This window comes from Streptomyces sp. WP-1, assembly GCF_030450125.1.
Lineage (GTDB): Bacteria > Actinomycetota > Actinomycetes > Streptomycetales > Streptomycetaceae > Streptomyces > Streptomyces incarnatus.
This window is the reverse complement of the sequence record NZ_CP123923.1, coordinates 5,708,270-5,725,123: the sequence shown is the minus strand read 5'-3', so window position 1 is coordinate 5,725,123 and position 16,854 is coordinate 5,708,270. Positions and strand designations below refer to the sequence as shown.

12 protein-coding genes and 1 pseudogene are annotated in these 16,854 nt (G+C 73.5%); 10 read left to right on the top strand and 3 right to left on the bottom strand.

Annotated features, from left to right (window positions below):
* Positions 1 to 21 precede the first annotated feature (21 nt).
* Positions 22 to 759 carry a hypothetical protein gene (locus QHG49_RS25250; RefSeq protein ID WP_159700739.1) on the top strand — a complete coding sequence of 246 codons (738 nt, stop codon included), beginning with the start codon at positions 22 to 24 and terminating at the stop codon, positions 757 to 759.
* Here the strand turns inward: QHG49_RS25250 and QHG49_RS25245 are convergent.
* On the bottom strand, positions 696 to 1,463 hold the full coding sequence (locus QHG49_RS25245; RefSeq protein WP_145484973.1) for a hypothetical protein: 768 nt from the start codon (positions 1,461 to 1,463) through the stop codon (positions 696 to 698). The two genes, QHG49_RS25250 and QHG49_RS25245, sit on opposite strands and share 64 nt — an antisense overlap.
* Positions 1,464 to 1,533: 70 nt before the next feature.
* Here QHG49_RS25245 and QHG49_RS25240 point away from each other — a divergent pair, with 70 nt between their 5' ends.
* From QHG49_RS25240 to QHG49_RS25205, 8 genes are all read left to right on the top strand, one after another.
* Positions 1,534 to 2,325, top strand: coding sequence for an adenosylcobinamide-GDP ribazoletransferase (locus tag QHG49_RS25240; RefSeq protein WP_301492919.1), 792 nt, complete (start codon positions 1,534 to 1,536; stop codon positions 2,323 to 2,325).
* Positions 2,326 to 2,602: 277 nt separating this feature from the next.
* Entirely contained in the window at positions 2,603 to 4,147 is a 1,545-nt protein-coding gene (locus tag QHG49_RS25235; protein ID WP_301491453.1) for a leucyl aminopeptidase, read from the top strand.
* Between the two features lie 267 nt (positions 4,148 to 4,414).
* Positions 4,415 to 5,803, top strand: coding sequence for a dihydrolipoyl dehydrogenase (gene lpdA, locus QHG49_RS25230; protein WP_145484975.1), 1,389 nt, complete (start codon positions 4,415 to 4,417; stop codon positions 5,801 to 5,803).
* A gap of 60 nt (positions 5,804 to 5,863) precedes the next feature.
* Positions 5,864 to 7,672: a 2-oxoglutarate dehydrogenase, E2 component, dihydrolipoamide succinyltransferase gene (gene sucB, locus QHG49_RS25225; protein ID WP_301491452.1), complete on the top strand. Its 1,809-nt coding sequence runs from the start codon at positions 5,864 to 5,866 to the stop codon at positions 7,670 to 7,672.
* A gap of 482 nt (positions 7,673 to 8,154) precedes the next feature.
* Positions 8,155 to 8,778 (top strand): GntR family transcriptional regulator, encoded by a 624-nt coding sequence (locus QHG49_RS25220; protein ID WP_145484977.1) that lies wholly within the window; start codon positions 8,155 to 8,157, stop codon positions 8,776 to 8,778.
* A 326-nt stretch (positions 8,779 to 9,104) separates the two neighbouring features.
* Positions 9,105 to 11,816 carry a pyruvate dehydrogenase (acetyl-transferring), homodimeric type gene (gene aceE, locus QHG49_RS25215; RefSeq protein WP_159700745.1) on the top strand — a complete coding sequence of 904 codons (2,712 nt, stop codon included), beginning with the start codon at positions 9,105 to 9,107 and terminating at the stop codon, positions 11,814 to 11,816.
* 92 nt (positions 11,817 to 11,908) lie between these two features.
* Positions 11,909 to 12,886 (top strand): YafY family protein, encoded by a 978-nt coding sequence (locus QHG49_RS25210; protein ID WP_159700748.1) that lies wholly within the window; start codon positions 11,909 to 11,911, stop codon positions 12,884 to 12,886.
* Between the two features lie 58 nt (positions 12,887 to 12,944).
* Entirely contained in the window at positions 12,945 to 13,463 is a 519-nt protein-coding gene (locus QHG49_RS25205) for a DUF4240 domain-containing protein (protein WP_145484980.1), read from the top strand.
* A 192-nt stretch (positions 13,464 to 13,655) separates the two neighbouring features.
* Here the strand turns inward: QHG49_RS25205 and QHG49_RS25200 are convergent.
* A pseudogene (locus tag QHG49_RS25200) lies at positions 13,656 to 14,375 on the bottom strand (peptidoglycan recognition protein); the annotation flags it as partial.
* 430 nt (positions 14,376 to 14,805) lie between these two features.
* On the opposite strand from QHG49_RS25200, the gene QHG49_RS25195 reads away from it, so the two are divergent.
* On the top strand, positions 14,806 to 15,987 hold the full coding sequence (locus QHG49_RS25195; RefSeq protein WP_301491451.1) for a MarP family serine protease: 1,182 nt from the start codon (positions 14,806 to 14,808) through the stop codon (positions 15,985 to 15,987).
* 47 nt (positions 15,988 to 16,034) lie between these two features.
* On the opposite strand, the gene QHG49_RS25190 is transcribed toward QHG49_RS25195, so the two are convergent.
* A complete protein-coding gene (locus tag QHG49_RS25190) occupies positions 16,035 to 16,523 on the bottom strand; it encodes a GNAT family N-acetyltransferase (RefSeq protein ID WP_186337770.1) in 489 nt (162 codons plus the stop codon).
* Positions 16,524 to 16,854 lie beyond the last annotated feature (331 nt).

Below are 16,854 nucleotides of genomic sequence, written 5' to 3'. Positions count from 1 at the left end.
TACCGGGGTAGGGAAGTTCACATGGGATCGCTCACTCGCTGGGCCCGCACCGAGTGGGGACCGCTGTACGGCACCGTGCGCGGGCCCCTGCGGGGACCGCGTCCGTGGGCGATGCCGATGACCGCGCTGCCGATGACCGCCGCGGCGGTGCTGCTGACCGCGCTGCTCCAGTTCGCGCAGAACCGGCCGTGGGGCTTTCGGGTGGTGCAGAGCCTCGGCGCGGTCCGGGCCGAGGACCCCCTGTGGCTGGCGCTGCTGCGCACTCCCCTGTCGCTGTTCGTGCCCGCGCTGGACCTGCCGGTGTGGGGCGCGCTGGCGCAGATCCTGCTGGTGTTCGGGATCGCCGAGCTGTGCCTGGGCTGGTGGCGCACGCTCGTCATCGCGTATCTCGCCACGCTCGCCGGGACGCTGTACGCGCGCCTCGGCATCACCCTCGGCGCGCACGCCCCCTTCGGGCTGCCGTGGACGGACGCGCAGGTGGTGGACACCGGCCCGTCGGCCGCCGTGGTGGGTCTCGCGGTGTTCGTGGCCTGGCGGCACGGCGCGTACGCCACGGCGGGCGCGGTGACCGTGGCGATGGTCGCGGAGGTGCTGCTCAAGGAGAACCTGGCGGGCAAGGAGCATCTGGCCGCGCTGATGGCGGTGGGCTCGCTGTGCCTGGCGGTGGCGGTACGGCACCGCCCCGGCCGCCTGCTTCAGCGGCGCCCGCCGGGCAGCCTGGCCGGGTCCGGGTCGGGTCTGCCGCCGATCCAGTCCTGAAGGGCGCGGCCGCGCGGGGTCCAGCGGCGGTCGTGGCGGTAGGCGCGCAGGGTGGCCCGCGCGCGGGTGCGGGGGCGGCGGCCGTAGAAGCGGCGGGCCCAGAGCGAGTCGGGGCGGGCCAGGCGGAGCGCGCCGACCAGCGCGACCAGCGGCACGATCGCGCCGAACACCGCGGTGCGGGTCTTGCCCTTGCTCAGGGCGACCAGGGAGAGCGCGAAGTTGGCGGCGACGTTGGCGATGACGGTGCCGCGGTCGGCGACTTCCTCCTGGGTCAGGTCGTTGACGCCGAACGGCGCGAACCCGGCGAGCAGCAGCCCCACCAAGGCGGCGGTGAGCACCACGGCCTCGACGCTCTGGCGGCCCTCCTCGGTCCAGTAGACGTCCTGGAGATGCAGGATCAGCGCGAACTCGTCCAGGACCAGGCCCACGCCGATCCCGAACACCACGGCGGCCAGTGCCCCGCCGGTGCCGTGCCGGTCGCTGGCGATCGCGCCGAAGCCGCCGACGACGGTGAGCACGACCCCGGGCACGACATGGTGGATGTGCAGTCCGCCCGCGCTGACATTGCGGAACGGGCCCCTGCCGGCCCGGATCAGACGGGTGATCACCCGCGTGATGGCGAACGTCAGTACGAAGGCGGTGAGGGCGAGCAGCAGCGGAAGCTTGCCCGGCTCGACGATGTTCCGCACCCACCAGTGCCCCATGTGCGCACTTTATCCCCGCCGCCCGGCCGGCGGCGGGCCCCGGAGCGCCGGATAACCTGCGCCGATGCGCATGTCCTCGCCCCGGCCCTCCCCCCTCGACGGTCTCCGGTTCGCCTTCGGCACGCTCACCGTGCTGCCCGTACGGGTGCACCGCTGGGACCGCGGGGCCGCGCGGTCGGGCATGCTCGCCGCCGCCCTGGTGGGCCTGGCCGCCGGCGCCTTCTCGGTCGCCCTCGCGCTGCTCCTGCTCCTGCTGGGCGCGGGCCCGCTGCTCGCCGCCGTCGGTTCGGTCGCCGTACCCGCCGTCCTCACCCGCGGACTGCATCTGGACGGGCTCGCCGACACCGCCGACGGGCTGGGCAGCGGCAAACCCGCCGAGGAGGCGCTGACCATCATGAAGCGGTCGGACATCGGCCCGTTCGGGGTGCTCACCCTCGTCCTGGCGCTGCTGGCCCAGGTGGCGGTGCTGGCGCAGTCGTACGACGACTCGTGGGCGCGCGGCGCCGCGGCGGCGGTGATCTCCGCGGTGACCGCCCGGCTCGCGCTCACCCTGGCCGCCCGCACCGGGGTGCCGGCCGCGCGGCCCGAGGGGCTCGGGGCGGCCGTCGCCGGGGTGGTGCCGGTGCCGGGCGCGCTCGCCCTCACCGTGCTGTGCGCCGGGGGCGCGGCCGCCTGGGGCGCCGGGTCCGGCCCGTACGGCGCCCTGCGCGCCGCCGCCGCCGTGCTGTTCGCGCTCGCCACCGCCGAACTGCTGCTGCGCCGCTGTGTGCGCCGCTTCGGCGGGGTGACCGGGGACGTGTTCGGCGCGCTCGCCGAGACGGCCGCGACGGCGTCCCTCGTGGTGCTGGCCCTCGGACGCTGACGGGCGGGTCGCAACTCCCTCGCGCGAGGAGCCACTTGGCCCGAAAGGGAAGGTCACAGGGCCTGCCCGGACAGGTGGTGGGGGCCGCCGCGCCACATACGGGTGCACACCGGGGGCATGAGCGCGGCGGGGCACGCGCGTAGTCTCGTCCCGGGTGTTCGCCTACAAGGCGGGGATCCCGGTTGCCACCTGCCCCCGGACCTGGACCTAGGGTCGGCTGTCGGGCCCGGTCGACCCACCCCAAGCAACTTCACATCGGAAGCGAGAATTCACCACCGTGACTGCTCTGACTCTCAGCACCGCCGCGGCGCCCGGCCTGCGGGCCGACGCGATCGTGATCGGTGTCGCCAAGGGCGCCAAGGGACCCGTCGTCGCGCCGGGCGCCGAGGCCGTGGACAAGGCGTACGACGGCAAGCTGGCCGGCGTCCTGGAGACCCTCGGCGCCTCGGGCGCGGAGGGCGAGCTGACGAAGCTGCCCGCCCCGGCGGGCTTCAAGGCCCCGCTCGTGGTGGCGGTGGGCCTGGGCGCGGAGCCGGACACCAAGGACGCGGCGGCCGGTTTCGGCGCCGAGGCGCTGCGCAAGGCCGCGGGTACGGCGGCCCGGGCGCTCACCGGCGCCAAGAAGGCCGCGTTCGCGCTGCCCGTGGACGGCCCCGGCGCCCTGGAGGCGATCGGCGAGGGTGCGCTCCTCGGCGCGTACTCCTTCGACTCCTTCAAGGAGAGCAGCGGCAAGGCGAAGGGCGCCCGCGCGAAGAACGGCAAGGCCCCGCTGGGCGAGGCCGTCCTGCTCGGCGGCAAGCCGCGCGACGCCGCCCACAAGGGTGCCCTCGCCCGCTCCCTCGCGGTCGGCGAGGAGCTGAACCGCGCCCGCGACCTGGTCAACCTGCCGCCGAACGACCTCACCCCGGAGAGCTTCGCGGGCATCGTGCAGGCCGCGGCCAAGGAGCACGGCCTCAAGGTGCAGGTGCTCGACGAGAAGGCGCTGGTCAAGGGCGGCTACGGCGGCATCCTCGGCGTCGGCGGCGGCTCGGCCGCGACCCCGCGCCTGGTCAAGATCGCCTACACGCACCCGAAGGCCGAGCGGACCCTCGCCTTCGTCGGCAAGGGCATCACCTACGACTCGGGCGGCATCTCGCTGAAGCCGGCCGGTCACAACGAGACGATGAAGTGCGACATGGCCGGTGCCGCGGCGGTCTTCGCGGCCGTCGTCGCCGCGGCCCGGCTCGGCCTGCGGGCGAACGTCACCGGCTGGCTGGCGCTGGCCGAGAACATGCCGTCCGGCTCGGCGGTGCGCCCGGGTGACGTGCTGCGCATGTACAGCGGCAAGACGGTGGAGGTGCTCAACACCGACGCCGAGGGGCGGCTGGTGCTCGGCGACGCGCTGTGGGCCGCCTCGCTGGAGGAGCCGGACGCGATCGTGGACGTCGCGACGCTGACCGGCGCGATGATGGTGGCGCTGGGCAGCCGGACGATGGGTGTCCTCGCCAACGACGACGCGTTCCGCACCTCGGTGTACGAGGCGGCGGAGGAGACCGGCGAGCCGGCGTGGCCGATGCCGATGCCGGAGCACCTGACCAAGGGCCTGGAGTCCCAGGTCGCCGACATGACCAACGTCGGCGAGCGCTGGGGCGGCGGGCTGCTGGCCGGTCTGTTCCTGCGCGAGTTCGTGGGCGAGGGCATCGCCTGGGCGCACCTCGACATCGCGGGCCCGGCCTTCAACGAGGGCGCGCCCTTCGGGTACACGCCGAAGGGCGGCACCGGCACGGCGGTCCGTACGCTGGTCCGGCTCGTGGAGCTGACGGCCGCGGGCGAGCTGGGCTGACGCCTGCTCGATGGCTCGGGCCGCACGGTCCGTGGCGCGTCCTCGGGGCGTGGGGGCCGCTCGCGCGGTTCCCCGCGCCCCTTCGGGCGCTCGTAGTGGGACGTCTCACACACCAGCCCGGCGTCTCGTCCGCCTCCAACAAGTGCAAAGATGGAGCCCGGCAGGACAGGGCCCCCACCGAAGGGCCGAAGCATCAAGCGGCCGGACACCAGCCGCCCGCCGGTCATCGGAGATCGGCGCAAGGCGCACATGCATGGAGGACGTGACGTGGCGAACGACGCCAGCACCGTTTTCGACCTAGTGATCCTCGGCGGTGGTAGCGGTGGTTACGCCGCGGCCCTGCGCGGGGCGCAGCTGGGCCTGGACGTCGCCCTGATCGAGAAGGACAAGGTCGGCGGCACCTGCCTGCACCGGGGCTGCATCCCCACCAAGGCCCTGCTGCACGCGGGCGAGATCGCCGACCAGGCCCGCGAGAGCGAGCAGTTCGGCGTCAAGGCCACCTTCGAGGGCATCGACGTCCCGGCCGTCCACAAGTACAAGGACGGCGTGATCGCCGGCCTGTACAAGGGCCTCCAGGGCCTGATCGCGTCCCGCAAGGTGACGTACATCGAGGGCGAGGGCCGGCTGTCCTCCCCCACCTCCGTCGATGTGAACGGTCAGCGTGTCCAGGGCCGCCACGTCCTGCTGGCGACCGGCTCCGTGCCGAAGTCGCTGCCGGGCCTGGAGATCGACGGCAACCGGATCATCTCCTCGGACCACGCCCTCGTCCTGGACCGCGTGCCCAAGTCCGCGATCATCCTCGGCGGCGGTGTCATCGGCGTCGAGTTCGCCTCCGCGTGGAAGTCCTTCGGCTCCGACGTGACCGTGATCGAGGGCCTCAAGCACCTCGTGCCGGTCGAGGACGAGAACTCCTCGAAGCTTCTTGAGCGCGCGTTCCGCAAGCGCGGGATCAAGTTCAGCCTCGGCACCTTCTTCCAGAAGGCCGAGTACACCCAGGACGGCGTCAAGGTCACCCTCGCCGACGGCAAGGAGTTCGAGGCCGAGGTCCTCCTCGTCGCCGTCGGCCGCGGCCCGGTCTCCCAGGGCCTCGGCTACGAGGAGCAGGGTGTCGCCATGGACCGTGGCTACGTCCTGGTCGACGAGTACATGCGGACCAACGTCCCGACCATCTCCGCCGTCGGCGACCTGGTCCCGACCCTCCAGCTCGCGCACGTCGGCTTCGCCGAGGGCATCCTGGTGGCGGAGCGCCTGGCCGGTCTGAAGGCCGTCCCGATCGACTACGACGGTGTCCCGCGGGTGACGTACTGCCACCCCGAGGTCGCCTCCGTCGGCATCACCGAGGCCAAGGCCAAGGAGATCTACGGCGCGGACAAGGTCGTCGCTCTGAAGTACAACCTGGCGGGCAACGGCAAGAGCAAGATCCTGAACACCTCGGGCGAGATCAAGCTCGTCCAGGTCAAGGACGGTGCCGTGGTCGGCGTCCACATGGTCGGCGACCGCATGGGCGAGCAGGTCGGCGAGGCCCAGCTGATCTACAACTGGGAGGCGCTGCCGGCCGAGGTGGCCCAGCTCATCCACGCCCACCCGACGCAGAACGAGGCGATGGGCGAGGCCCACCTGGCGCTGGCCGGCAAGCCGCTGCACTCCCACGACTGAGCCCTCGGTCACGGGCGCGACGACACAGACTTCCGCAATTCGTAAGGAGCAACCGAAACCATGGCGGTTTCCGTAACCCTTCCGGCGCTCGGTGAGAGCGTCACCGAGGGCACCGTCACCCGCTGGCTGAAGGCCGAGGGTGAGCGCGTCGAGGCCGACGAGCCGCTGCTCGAGGTCTCGACCGACAAGGTCGACACCGAGATCCCCTCGCCCGTCTCCGGCGTGCTGGCGTCCATCAAGGTCGCCGAGGACGAGACCGTCGAGGTCGGTGCCGAGCTGGCCCTGATCGACGACGGCAGCGGCGCCCCCGCCGAGGCCCCGGCCCCGGCCGCCGCCGAGGCACCTGCCGCCGAGGCCCCCGCCGCCGAGGCGCCGGCCCCGGTGGCCGAGCCCGCCCCGGCGCAGCCCGCCGAGGCCCCGGCCGCCGCCCCCGCCGGTGGCGCCGAGGGCACCGACGTGGTGCTGCCCGCGCTCGGTGAGTCCGTCACCGAGGGCACCGTCACCCGCTGGCTGAAGTCGGTCGGCGACTCCGTCGAGGCCGACGAGCCGCTGCTCGAGGTCTCCACGGACAAGGTCGACACCGAGATCCCGGCGCCCACGTCCGGCGTGCTGCTGGAGATCGTGGTCGGCGAGGACGAGACCGCCGAGGTCGGCGCCAAGCTCGCCGTCATCGGCGCGCCCGGTGCCGCCCCCGCCGCCGCCCCGGCTCCGGCCGCCCCGGCCCCCGCCGCCGAACCGGCGCCCGCCCCGGCCCCGGTCGCCGAGCCCACCCCGGCTCCCGCCCCGGCCGCTCCGGCTGCCCCCGCGGCCCCGGCTCCGGCCGCCCCGGCGCAGCCCGCCACCCCGGCGCCCGCCCCGGCCCCGGCGCCCGCCCCGGCTCCGGTCACCCCGGCCACCGCGCCGACCTCCCCGACCGCCACCCAGGCGACGGACGAGGGCGCGTACGTGACCCCGCTGGTGCGCAAGCTCGCCGCCGAGAACGGCGTCGACCTGTCCACCGTCAAGGGCACCGGTGTCGGCGGCCGTATCCGCAAGCAGGACGTCATCGCCGCCGCCGAGGCCGCGAAGGCTCCCGCCGCCGCTCCGGCTCCGGCCGCCGCGGCCGCCGCCCCGGCCGCCAAGAAGGCCCCGGCGCTGGAGGCCTCCCCGCTGCGCGGCCAGACCGTCAAGATGACCCGCATCCGCAAGGTCATCGGCGACAACATGGTCAAGGCGCTGCGCGAGCAGGCCCAGCTGTCGTCGGTCGTCGAGGTCGACGTGACGCGTCTGATGCGGCTGCGCGGCCAGGCGAAGGCCTCCTTCGCGGCCCGCGAGGGCGTCAAGCTCTCCCCGATGCCGTTCTTCGTCAAGGCCGCCGCGCAGGCGCTGAAGGCCCACCCGGTCATCAACGCCAAGATCAACGAGGCCGAGGGCACGATCACCTACTTCGACACCGAGAACGTCGGTATCGCGGTGGACTCCGAGAAGGGCCTGATGACCCCGGTCATCAAGCACGCCGGCGACCTCAACATCGCGGGCATCGCCAAGGCCACGGCGGAGCTGGCGGGCAAGGTCCGCGCCAACAAGATCACCCCGGACGAGCTGTCCGGCGGGACCTTCACCATCTCCAACACCGGTTCGCGCGGTGCCCTGTTCGACACGATCATCGTGCCGCCGGGCCAGGTCGCGATCCTCGGCATCGGTGCCACGGTCAAGCGTCCGGCCGTCATCGAGACCGAGGAGGGTACGGTCATCGGCGTCCGCGACATGACCTACCTGACCCTCTCCTACGACCACCGCCTGGTCGACGGCGCCGACGCGGCCCGTTACCTGACGGCGGTCAAGTCGATCCTGGAGGCGGGCGAGTTCGAGGTCGAGCTCGGCCTGTAAGGCTCGAACGCCCTGCGGCGACCACGGCGGAGCCCCCGCCCGGAGTTCTTCTCCGGACGGGGGCTCCGCCCGTTTCCACTTCCGACTTCCTGATCGGACACGAGGGACAGGCCAGGTCCCGGTCGTGCACGGAAATCGGGTCGCACCCCGAGATGCCCCTGCACCCGCCGGGCCTGCCAGTCGGCCCGGCGGTACTTGTCCGCCGTGTCCGTGAGGCCGACGGCGGCCCCGCCCCACGTGTCGGTCACGCTGCGGCAGGACGCCGCGAAGGCGTCCGGGGCCCCGGATCCGTCGCCGGGTGCGAGCGGGCGCACGCGGGGTGTGGTCGTCCGGCAATCACCGAACCGAACCGAAAGGCGCCCGTTTGCCCCTCCGCGTCCCGTGTAAGCCTCGTCTCACCTGCATCGAAGCGCCCCCCGCGCACGCTCCCGCCGAGCGAAGCCGCCGTATTGTCTAAAGGTCAGCCCCCGGGAGGAGCCCTCATGACCGCGCCCGTAGTCCACTCGCTGCGCGAACAGATCCGCGAGCACATCGTGGAGGGGATCGTCAGCGGGCGCTGGCAGCCGGGCGAGCGCATCGTGGAGCGCCGTATCGCCACCGAGCTGGAGGTCAGCCAGACCCCGGTGCGCGAGGCGCTGCGGGAGCTGGAGACGCTGCGGCTGATCGAGTCGGCGCCGAACAAGGGCGTGCGGGTCCGCAATCTCACCGCGGCCGACCTGGAGGAGAGCTACCCGGTCAGGGCCGGTCTGGAGGCCATCGCGGCCGAGCTGGCCGCCGACCGCCTCGCCGGCGACTGCTCGGCCCTGGAACCCCATGTGCTGGCCCTGTACGAGGCCGACCGCGCCGCCGACGGCACCGCGCAGGTGCGGCACACCGTCGGCTTCCACCGCGAACTCGTGCGCGCCGCCGACAACTCGGTGCTGCTGCACACCTGGGAGGGGCTCGGCATCGAGGTCTTCACCGCCCTGTCGATCCGCTGGCTGGGCACGGTGCAGCAGTCGTACGCCGAGGAGCACGAGGAACTGGTGCAGGCGTTCAAGCGCCGGGACCCGCGGATCGCGGAGCTGGTGAAGGCGCATGTGCTCGGCTGCGCGCCTCGCGCCTGACCGGCATCCGGTCTGACGGCCGGCTGACGGTCGACTGACGCGGACTGACGCCCGGCTGACGCTCGCACCCCCGAGCATACCCCCGCTCACCTGCGAATTCCCTGATCAAAGTCGGCACCGGGTGCCCAGTTCCAAGGCACCGGGTGCCGACTTTCTTGGAATCAAGAGGTTTTCCCGCTCAACCCTTTGATCGATCATCGATCAGGGAGTTACAGTCACCGACGGACTTCCACCCGAGGTCCTCTGCCCTGTCCTGCCAAAGACACAAGGGCACCCCCGAACCCTTACCGATGAGGGAACCCCCTTCGACTGAGGAAGGCGGCGACATGACCGACCCCCACGCCATCCAGCCGAGCGAGCTCGACCAGCTCCCGGACCGCGACCCGGAGGAGACCGCCGAATGGCAGGCCTCCCTGGACGCCGTGGCCAGGGAGGCGGGCCCGCATCGTGCCGCGTACCTGATGCGGCGCACGCTGGAGCGCGCCGAGGCGGGCGGCATCGCGCTGCCGAAGCTGCTGGAGACGGACTACGTCAACACCATCCCCACCTCCGCGGAGCCGGGCCTGCCCGGTGACCCGGAGATGGAGGCCCGGATCACCGCCTGGAACCGCTGGAACGCGGCCGCGATGGTCACCCGGGGCAGCAAGCACGGCGTCGGCGGCCACATCGCCACCTTCGCCTCCGCGGCCTGGCTCTACGAGACCGGCTTCAACCACTTCTTCAAGGGCAAGGACACCGGGGAAGCCGCCGGGTCCGGCGACCAGCTGTACATCCAGGGCCACGCCTCCCCCGGCATCTACGCCCGCGCCTTCCTGGACGGCCGCCTGAGCGAGGCGCAGCTGGACAACTTCCGCCAGGAGGCGGGCGGCGACGGTCTGCCGTCGTACCCGCACCCGCGCCGGCTGCCCTGGCTGTGGGAGTTCCCGACCGTCTCCATGGGCCTCGGCCCGCTGTCGGCGATCTACCAGGCGCGCTTCAACCGCTACCTGACCAACCGCGGCATCAAGGACGTCTCGGCCTCGCACGTCTGGGCGTTCCTCGGCGACGGCGAGATGGACGAGCCCGAGTCCACGGCGGCGCTCGCGCTCGCCTCCCGCGAGGGTCTCGACAACCTGACCTTCGTCATCAACTGCAACCTGCAGCGCCTGGACGGCCCGGTCCGCGCGAACTTCAAGATCGTGCAGGAGCTGGAGGCCCAGTTCCGCGGCGCCGGCTGGAACGTCGTCAAGACGCTGTGGGGCACCGCCTGGGACGAGCTGTTCGCACTCGACACCACGGGCGCGCTGGTCCGCCGGCTGCGCCAGGTGCCGGACGCGCAGGTGCAGACGTACCAGACCCGCGACGCCGCCTACATCCGCCAGGACTTCTTCGGCGCCGACCCGGCGCTGGTGGAGATGGCGAAGCTGCTCTCGGACGACAAGATCCTGGAGTGCTTCCACCTCTCGCGCGGCGGTCACGAGGCCCGCAAGGTCTACGCCGCGTACAAGGCGGCCGTCGAGCACAAGGGCGCGCCGACCGTGATCCTGGCCCAGACGGTCAAGGGCCACACCCTGGGCGAGGGCTTCGCGTCGAAGAACGCCAACCACCAGATGAAGAAGCTGACGGTGGACGAGTTCAAGGCGATGCGGGACCTGCTCGACCTGCCGATCAAGGACAGCGACTTCGCCGACGGCGTGGTGCCCTACGGCCACCCGGGCGCCGACTCCCCCGAGGTCCGCTACCTCCAGGAGCGCCGCGCGGCCCTCGGCGGTCTCGCCCCGGCCCGCCGTACGCACCCGATCGCCCCGCTGCCCGCCCCGGCCGAGAAGGCGTTCGCCTCCTTCGACAAGGGCTCCGGCTCGCAGAACGTGGCGACCACGATGGCCTTCGTCCGCCTCGTCAAGGACCTGGTCCGCGACAAGGAGACGGGCAAGCGCTGGGTGCCGATCGTCCCGGACGAGGCGCGCACCTTCGGCATGGAGTCGCTCTTCCCGTCGCTCGGGATCTACTCCCCCAAGGGCCAGACGTACGAGCCGGTCGACCGCGACCAGCTGATGTACTACAAGGAGGCCAAGAACGGCCAGATCCTCAACGAGGGGATCACCGAGGCCGGTTCGATGGCCGACTTCATCGCCGCGTCCACCGCGTACGCGACGCACGGCGAGGCGATGATCCCGTTCTACATCTTCTACTCGATGTTCGGCTGGCAGCGCACCGCCGACCAGATGTGGCAGCTCGGCGACCAGCTCGGCCGCGGCTTCCTCGTCGGCGCCACGGCCGGCCGTACGACGCTGACGGGCGAGGGCCTCCAGCACGCCGACGGCCACTCGCCGGTGATCGCCGCGACCAACCCGGCCGCGCTGTCGTACGACCCCGCGTTCGCCTACGAGATCGCGGTGATCGTCCGCGAGGGTCTGCGCCGGATGTACGGCGAGGCCCAGCCGGGCGAGGACCAGAACGTCTTCTACTACCTCACCGTCTACAACGAGCCGCTGCCGCAGCCCGCGAAGCCCGGTGTCCCCGGTGTCGACGAGGGCATCGTCAAGGGCCTGTACCGCTTCAACACCGCGGAGTCCGCGGGCGTCACCGTCCCGGCCAACGCCCCGCGCATCCAGCTGCTGGGTTCCGGTACGGCGATCCACTGGGCGCTTCAGGCGCAGCGCCTGCTGGCCGAGGAGTGGGGTGTCGCGGCCGACGTCTGGTCGGCGACGTCCTGGACCGAGCTGCGCCGTGACGCGCTGGAGGCCGACGCGGCCCTGCTGCGCGGCGAGGAGCGGGTGCCGTTCGTCCGCCGGGCGCTCCAGGGCGCCGAGGGCCCGGTCCTCGCGGTCTCCGACTACATGCGCCAGGTCCCGGACCAGATCGCGCAGTGGGTCGACCAGGACTGGTCCTCCCTCGGCACCGACGGCTTCGGCATCTCGGACACCCGTCCGGCCGCCCGCCGTCACTTCGGCGTGGACGCCGAGTCGATCGTGGTCGCCGCCCTCGCCCAGCTCGCCAGGCGCGGCGAGGTCAAGGCGACGGCGGTGAAGGAGGCCCGGGAGAAGTACGGGCTGTGATCGCCGCGCGGCGACGCGCGAGGTGACGTGAGAAGGGGTACGGCGGACCGCCGTACCCCTTCTCTGTCAGTGCCTCCCGGCATCATGGGGCCATGCGTGCGGCCCGGCTCATCAAGATGGTCCTGCTCCTCCAGTCGCGGGCGGCCATGACCGCCGGTGAGCTGGCGCGGGAGCTGGAGGTGTCGGAGCGGACGGTGACCCGGGACGCCCAGGCCCTGTCGGAGGCGGGGGTGCCGGTGTACGCGGACCGGGGGCGGGCCGGCGGGTACCGGCTGGTCGGGGGGTACCGGACGCGGCTGACGGGGCTGGGGCGGGACGAGGCGGAGGCGCTGTTCCTCAGCGGGGTGCCGGGGGCGCTGCGGGAGATGGGGCTCGCGGACGCGGCGTCGGCCGCCCGGCTGAAGGTGGCGGCGGCGCTGCTGCCCTCCCTCCGGGACGCGCCCCGGGCCGCGGCCCAGCGCTTCCATCTGGACGCGCCGGGCTGGTTCCGGGCGCCCGAGACACCCGCGCCGCTGCCCGCGCTGGCCGAGGCCGTGTGGGACGACCGGTGCGTCACGGCCCGCTACCGGCGCGGGGACGGCGAGGTGGAGCGGCTGCTGGAGCCGTACGGGCTCGTGCTGAAGGCGGGCGCCTGGTATCTGTGCGCGCGGGTGCCGGATCCGGGGGCCTTCCGCACCTACCGCGTCGACCGGTTCACCTCCGTGGACGCGTCGGACACCCGTTTCCACCGGGACGAGGACTTCGACCTGCCCGCCCACTGGTCCGATCAGGCCGAGCGGTTCGCGCGCTCGCTGCTGCGCGCCGAGGCGGTCGTACGGCTCTCGCCGGAGGGGGTGCGCGGGCTGCCGGACGCCGTCGGTGTGCCGGCCGCCCGGGAGGTGTCGGCCGGTGCCGGGGAGCCGGACGCCGCGGGATGGGTGACGGTGACGCTGCCGGTGGAGTCGGAGGAGGTCGCGCACGCCCAGCTGACCGGGCTCGGCCCCGAGGTGGAGGTGCTGGCCCCGGAGAGCCTGCGGGCGCGGTTCGTGCGGGACGCGGGGCGCCTCGCGGCGTTGTACGGGGAGCGGTGACGCGGCCGTCGTACTCCCGCGTGCGTCCCACCGGCGCAGGCCCGATGCTGGAGCGGTGATGGACGAGACGGAGTTCTGGGAGCTGGTCGACAGCACGCGCGAGGCCGCCGGGGGCGATCCCGAGGACCAGGCCGAGCTGCTGGTGGACCGGCTCACCCGACTGGACCCCGAGCAGGTCCTGGACTTCGCCCGCCATTTCGAGGCCCGTTACAACCGCGCCTACCGCTGGGACCTGTGGGGCGCCGCCTGGGTGCTCCTGGACGGGGCCAGCGACGACGCGTTCGACTTCTTCCGGTGCTGGCTGATCGGCCAGGGCCGGGAGGTGTTCGAGGGCGCCCTGCACGACCCGGACGCGCTGGCCGGGCTGCTGGGCGACTTCGACGAGGAGGTCGACGGCGACGCCGAGGAGCTGGGGTACGCGGCCGACGAGGCGTACGAGCAGCTCACCGGCACGGTGGCGGCCGACCTCGGCATCCCGCCCGCGCCCGCGGAACCGGTGGGCACGCCGGTCGACCTGGAGGACGAGGCGCTGCTCGCCGAGCTCTACCCGAGGCTCTGGGCGCGCTTCAGGGGCTGAGGAGAGCGGACGGGGTGGGCGCGGGGGGCGTGTGTGACGTGGTGGGGGGGGTGTCTGTGACGTGGTGGGCGTGTGTGACGTGGCGGGTGTGCCCGTGGCGGGTGTGCCCGTGGCAGGCGTGCGCGTGGCAGGCGCATCCGTGGGGCGCGTGGCGGGTGTGCGCGGGGCGCGGGGTGTCGGCGCGGTGGGTGCCCGGCCCTGGAGGCGGGCCGCGGTCTCCCTGATCTCGGGCAGCCGGGCGGCGAGGGCGGCACCCGGGCAGTTGGTCATGAACCCGTCGTTGTGACCGGCGACGGCGGGCAGCGTGACCGTGGTGCCCGCGCGGAAGCGGCTGTGCCCGTTGCTGGAGACCAGCCGCACCCGGCCGCGCGGATCGATGCCGGCCGGCCCCAGTTTCCAGGCGGCGATCGCCGCGATGGCGTCCGTCATGGCGCGCGGCACCGGCACGCCCGCGGTGAAGGTGCCGATCGCGGCGATCCCGGCGGTGCGGTGGTTGAAGCCCTGTGCGTGGGCGCCGGTGACGGCCCGGTCGGCGCCGCCCGCCCGGCCCTCGTAGATCGTGCCGCAGCGGTCGACGAGGAAGTTGTAGCCGATGTCGTCCCACTGCCGGACGCCGGTCTGCCCGGCGTAGAGGCGGCGGATGATCTCGGGGGTGTCCGCGCACCGGTAGGCGTTGGACGAGTCGGTGTGGTGCACGAAGACGGCGATCACCTTGTCGTCGTAGCGCGGCGGCGGCTGGCTGTGCCCGGCGGGGGCGCCGGCCAGCCAGGCGGAGCGCGGCACGATCAGGGGCCGGCCCGCGAGGTGGGTGGGCGCGGCGGAGCGCAGGTCGAGGGCGGCGGGCCGGTCGACCGGGATCCGGGCGGGCCGCTCCACGCCGCGCGCGTACAGGGCGAGCGCGAGGACGGCCATCAGACCGGGCAGGGAGCCCAGCAGCACCAGCAGCGGACCGGGGAGCCGGCCCCGGCGCGTAGGGCGGGGCGACCGGGAGGGCGGCTGGGACGGCCGTGGTGACCGGGAGCGCCGGGGCAGCAGGGACGGCCGGGGCAGCAGGGACGGCCGGAGCGGCCGGAGCAGCAGGGCGGGCCGCGGCAGTCGTGCGGTGAGCGAGCCGCGGATCCCCCTGGCTCTTCGGACGACGGACATGGTCCCACTCTCGGACCGGTCACCCCTGCCCGCGATGTGCGCTGTGCCACCTGGCGGAACCGACGTCCCGGTCCGGGACGTTTCTGCGGTTACAGGCACACGTGGCCGGTTCGCCCTCGGCGCCCGATCATGTACCTGTGACCCTTCAGCGGGCCCGACCCGCCCGTGTGAGGGGTCCGAAGAGAAAGGCGGCCCCGTGGACCTGCTCGACCTGCTCCTGGCGCTGGTGATCCTCCTGTACGCCGCGTCCGGTTACCGGCGCGGCCTGGTGGCCGGGTGTGTCTCGCTGGCCGGGTTCGTCGGCGGCGCGGTCGTCGGCGTCTGGGCGCTGCCGTGGGTGACCGGCCAGGTGGCGCGGGGTACGGCGACGGCGACGGTGCTCGCGGTGCTGACCGTGCTGGTGCCCGCCGCGGTGGGCCATGAGCTGGCGGGCCGGCTCGCGCTGCGGCTGCGCGGGGGCCTGGACAAGGGCCCGCTGCGGGTGGTGGACGGCGTCGGGGGCGCGGCGGCCAACGCGGTCGCCGTGCTGCTCGTGGCCTGGGTGGCGGCGAGCGTGCTCAGCGCGGCCCCCTCCCCCGCGCTGACCACGGCGATCCGGGACTCCTCGCTGCTCGGTGCCGTACAGCGGACGATGCCGGAGACGACGCCCGCCTGGTTCTCCCGGGCCACCTCGGCGCTCACCGACGCGGGGTTCCCGCAGGTCTTCAACCCGTTCGAGAACGAGTCGACGGCGCAGGTGCCGCGCCCCACCGGGGACAGCGTCACGGCGGCCGCGACGAACGCCGCCAAGGCGAGCACGGTCAAGATCGAGGGGGTCTCGGGCAGCGAGGGCCGGGAGGGCAGCGGGTTCGTGTTCGCGCCGGGGCGGGTGATGACCAACGCGCATGTGGTGGCGGGCATCGCCCGGCCGAGCGTGCGGGTGGGCGGGGTCGGCCCGGTGTATCCGGCGCGGGTGGTGCTCTTCGACCCCGACCGGGATGTGGCCGTGCTGTACGTGCCGGGGCTGAACGCGCCGGTGCTGCGCTTCGACACCGCCGCCTCGCGCGGGGACTCGGCGGTGGTGGCGGGCTATCCGCAGGACGGCAGCCTGAATCTCCAGGCGGCGACCGTGGGGAACCTGGTGCGGGCGACCGGGCAGAACATCTACAGCGACGGCGCGGTCACCAGGGAGATCTACTCGATCCGCTCCACGGTCCGGCCGGGCAACTCCGGCGGGCCGCTGCTGACCACGGACGGGCGGGTGTTCGGGGTGGTGTTCGCCCGTTCCACCTCGGACGCCGAGACGGGGTACGTGCTGACGGCGTCCGAGGTGGCGGCGGACGCCCGGCGGGCGGCCACGGCGACGGCGGCGGTGGACACGGGCGCGCTGGTCGGCTGAGCGCGGCCGCCCGGCCCACCCGGCCCACCCGGCCCCCGGCGGTCCGCCTACAGGGCACGGCCCATGGAGATGTCGTCGACGTAGGCGCCGTCGAGGAGGAACTCCTCCGGGCTGACGCCCTCCACGGTGAAGCCCTCGGTCTCGTAGAGCTTCCTGGCCGGGGTGTTGTGGCCGAGCACGCGCAGGTTCAGCCGGCGGGCGCCGCGCGCGCGGGCCTCGGTCACGGCGGCCCGGATCAGCGCCCGGCCCAGGCCCCGGCCGCGGGCCTCCTCGGCGACCACGAAGCCCTGGATGGTGAGGATATGCGCGTGGGCGGGCAGCGGGATCATCTGGACGAGGCGCACATAGCCGACGACGCGCCCGTCCAGCTCGGCGACGAGGAAGTCTTCGGGGCGGTGGCGCTCGTCGAAGAGCGGCGGGTACGGCGGCTCGGGGCGGGGCATCACCGCGTGCAGGGTGGACCAGGTGTCCCGGTCGAGGTGGGCGAGGGGCTCCTCGTCGGCGGGCGTGGCGGTGCGTATGTGCGGCTCGGGCATGGTGGTCACCCTAAGTCGGCGCTCCCCGGGCGGCCTACGGGGTTTCCGTGTCCGCGCTCCGGGTGGCCTACGGGGTTTCCCCGACCGTGCTCCGGGCGGCCTGTGGGGCCTGCCTGCCCGCGCTCCGGGCGCGCGCGGGCGCTTCGTGGTGGCGCGCAAGGGCGGCGTGCGGCGTGCGGAACGGATGTGACCGTATGCGACCTCTATGCGACCGTGCTCTGTCCATGCGCGACTCCTTACGACCGATAACGGCGCTGATACTCGACCCGAACTCGGGTATCCCTGAAGCCGGTTGGGGGCACTACGTCTCCACCGACCGCTCAGCGCAACC

Coding starts and splice junctions, on each gene's coding strand:
- QHG49_RS25205 (WP_145484980.1), top strand. CDS start 12,945: ATGGACGAGACGGAGTTCTGGGAGCTGGTCGACAGCACGCGCGAGGCC.
- QHG49_RS25240 (WP_301492919.1), top strand. CDS start 1,534: ATGTCCTCGCCCCGGCCCTCCCCCCTCGACGGTCTCCGGTTCGCCTTC.
- aceE (WP_159700745.1), top strand. CDS start 9,105: ATGACCGACCCCCACGCCATCCAGCCGAGCGAGCTCGACCAGCTCCCG.
- sucB (WP_301491452.1), top strand. CDS start 5,864: ATGGCGGTTTCCGTAACCCTTCCGGCGCTCGGTGAGAGCGTCACCGAG.
- QHG49_RS25210 (WP_159700748.1), top strand. CDS start 11,909: ATGCGTGCGGCCCGGCTCATCAAGATGGTCCTGCTCCTCCAGTCGCGG.
- QHG49_RS25220 (WP_145484977.1), top strand. CDS start 8,155: ATGACCGCGCCCGTAGTCCACTCGCTGCGCGAACAGATCCGCGAGCAC.
- QHG49_RS25250 (WP_159700739.1), top strand. CDS start 22: ATGGGATCGCTCACTCGCTGGGCCCGCACCGAGTGGGGACCGCTGTAC.
- QHG49_RS25190 (WP_186337770.1), bottom strand. CDS start 16,523: ATGCCCGAGCCGCACATACGCACCGCCACGCCCGCCGACGAGGAGCCC.
- QHG49_RS25245 (WP_145484973.1), bottom strand. CDS start 1,463: ATGGGGCACTGGTGGGTGCGGAACATCGTCGAGCCGGGCAAGCTTCCG.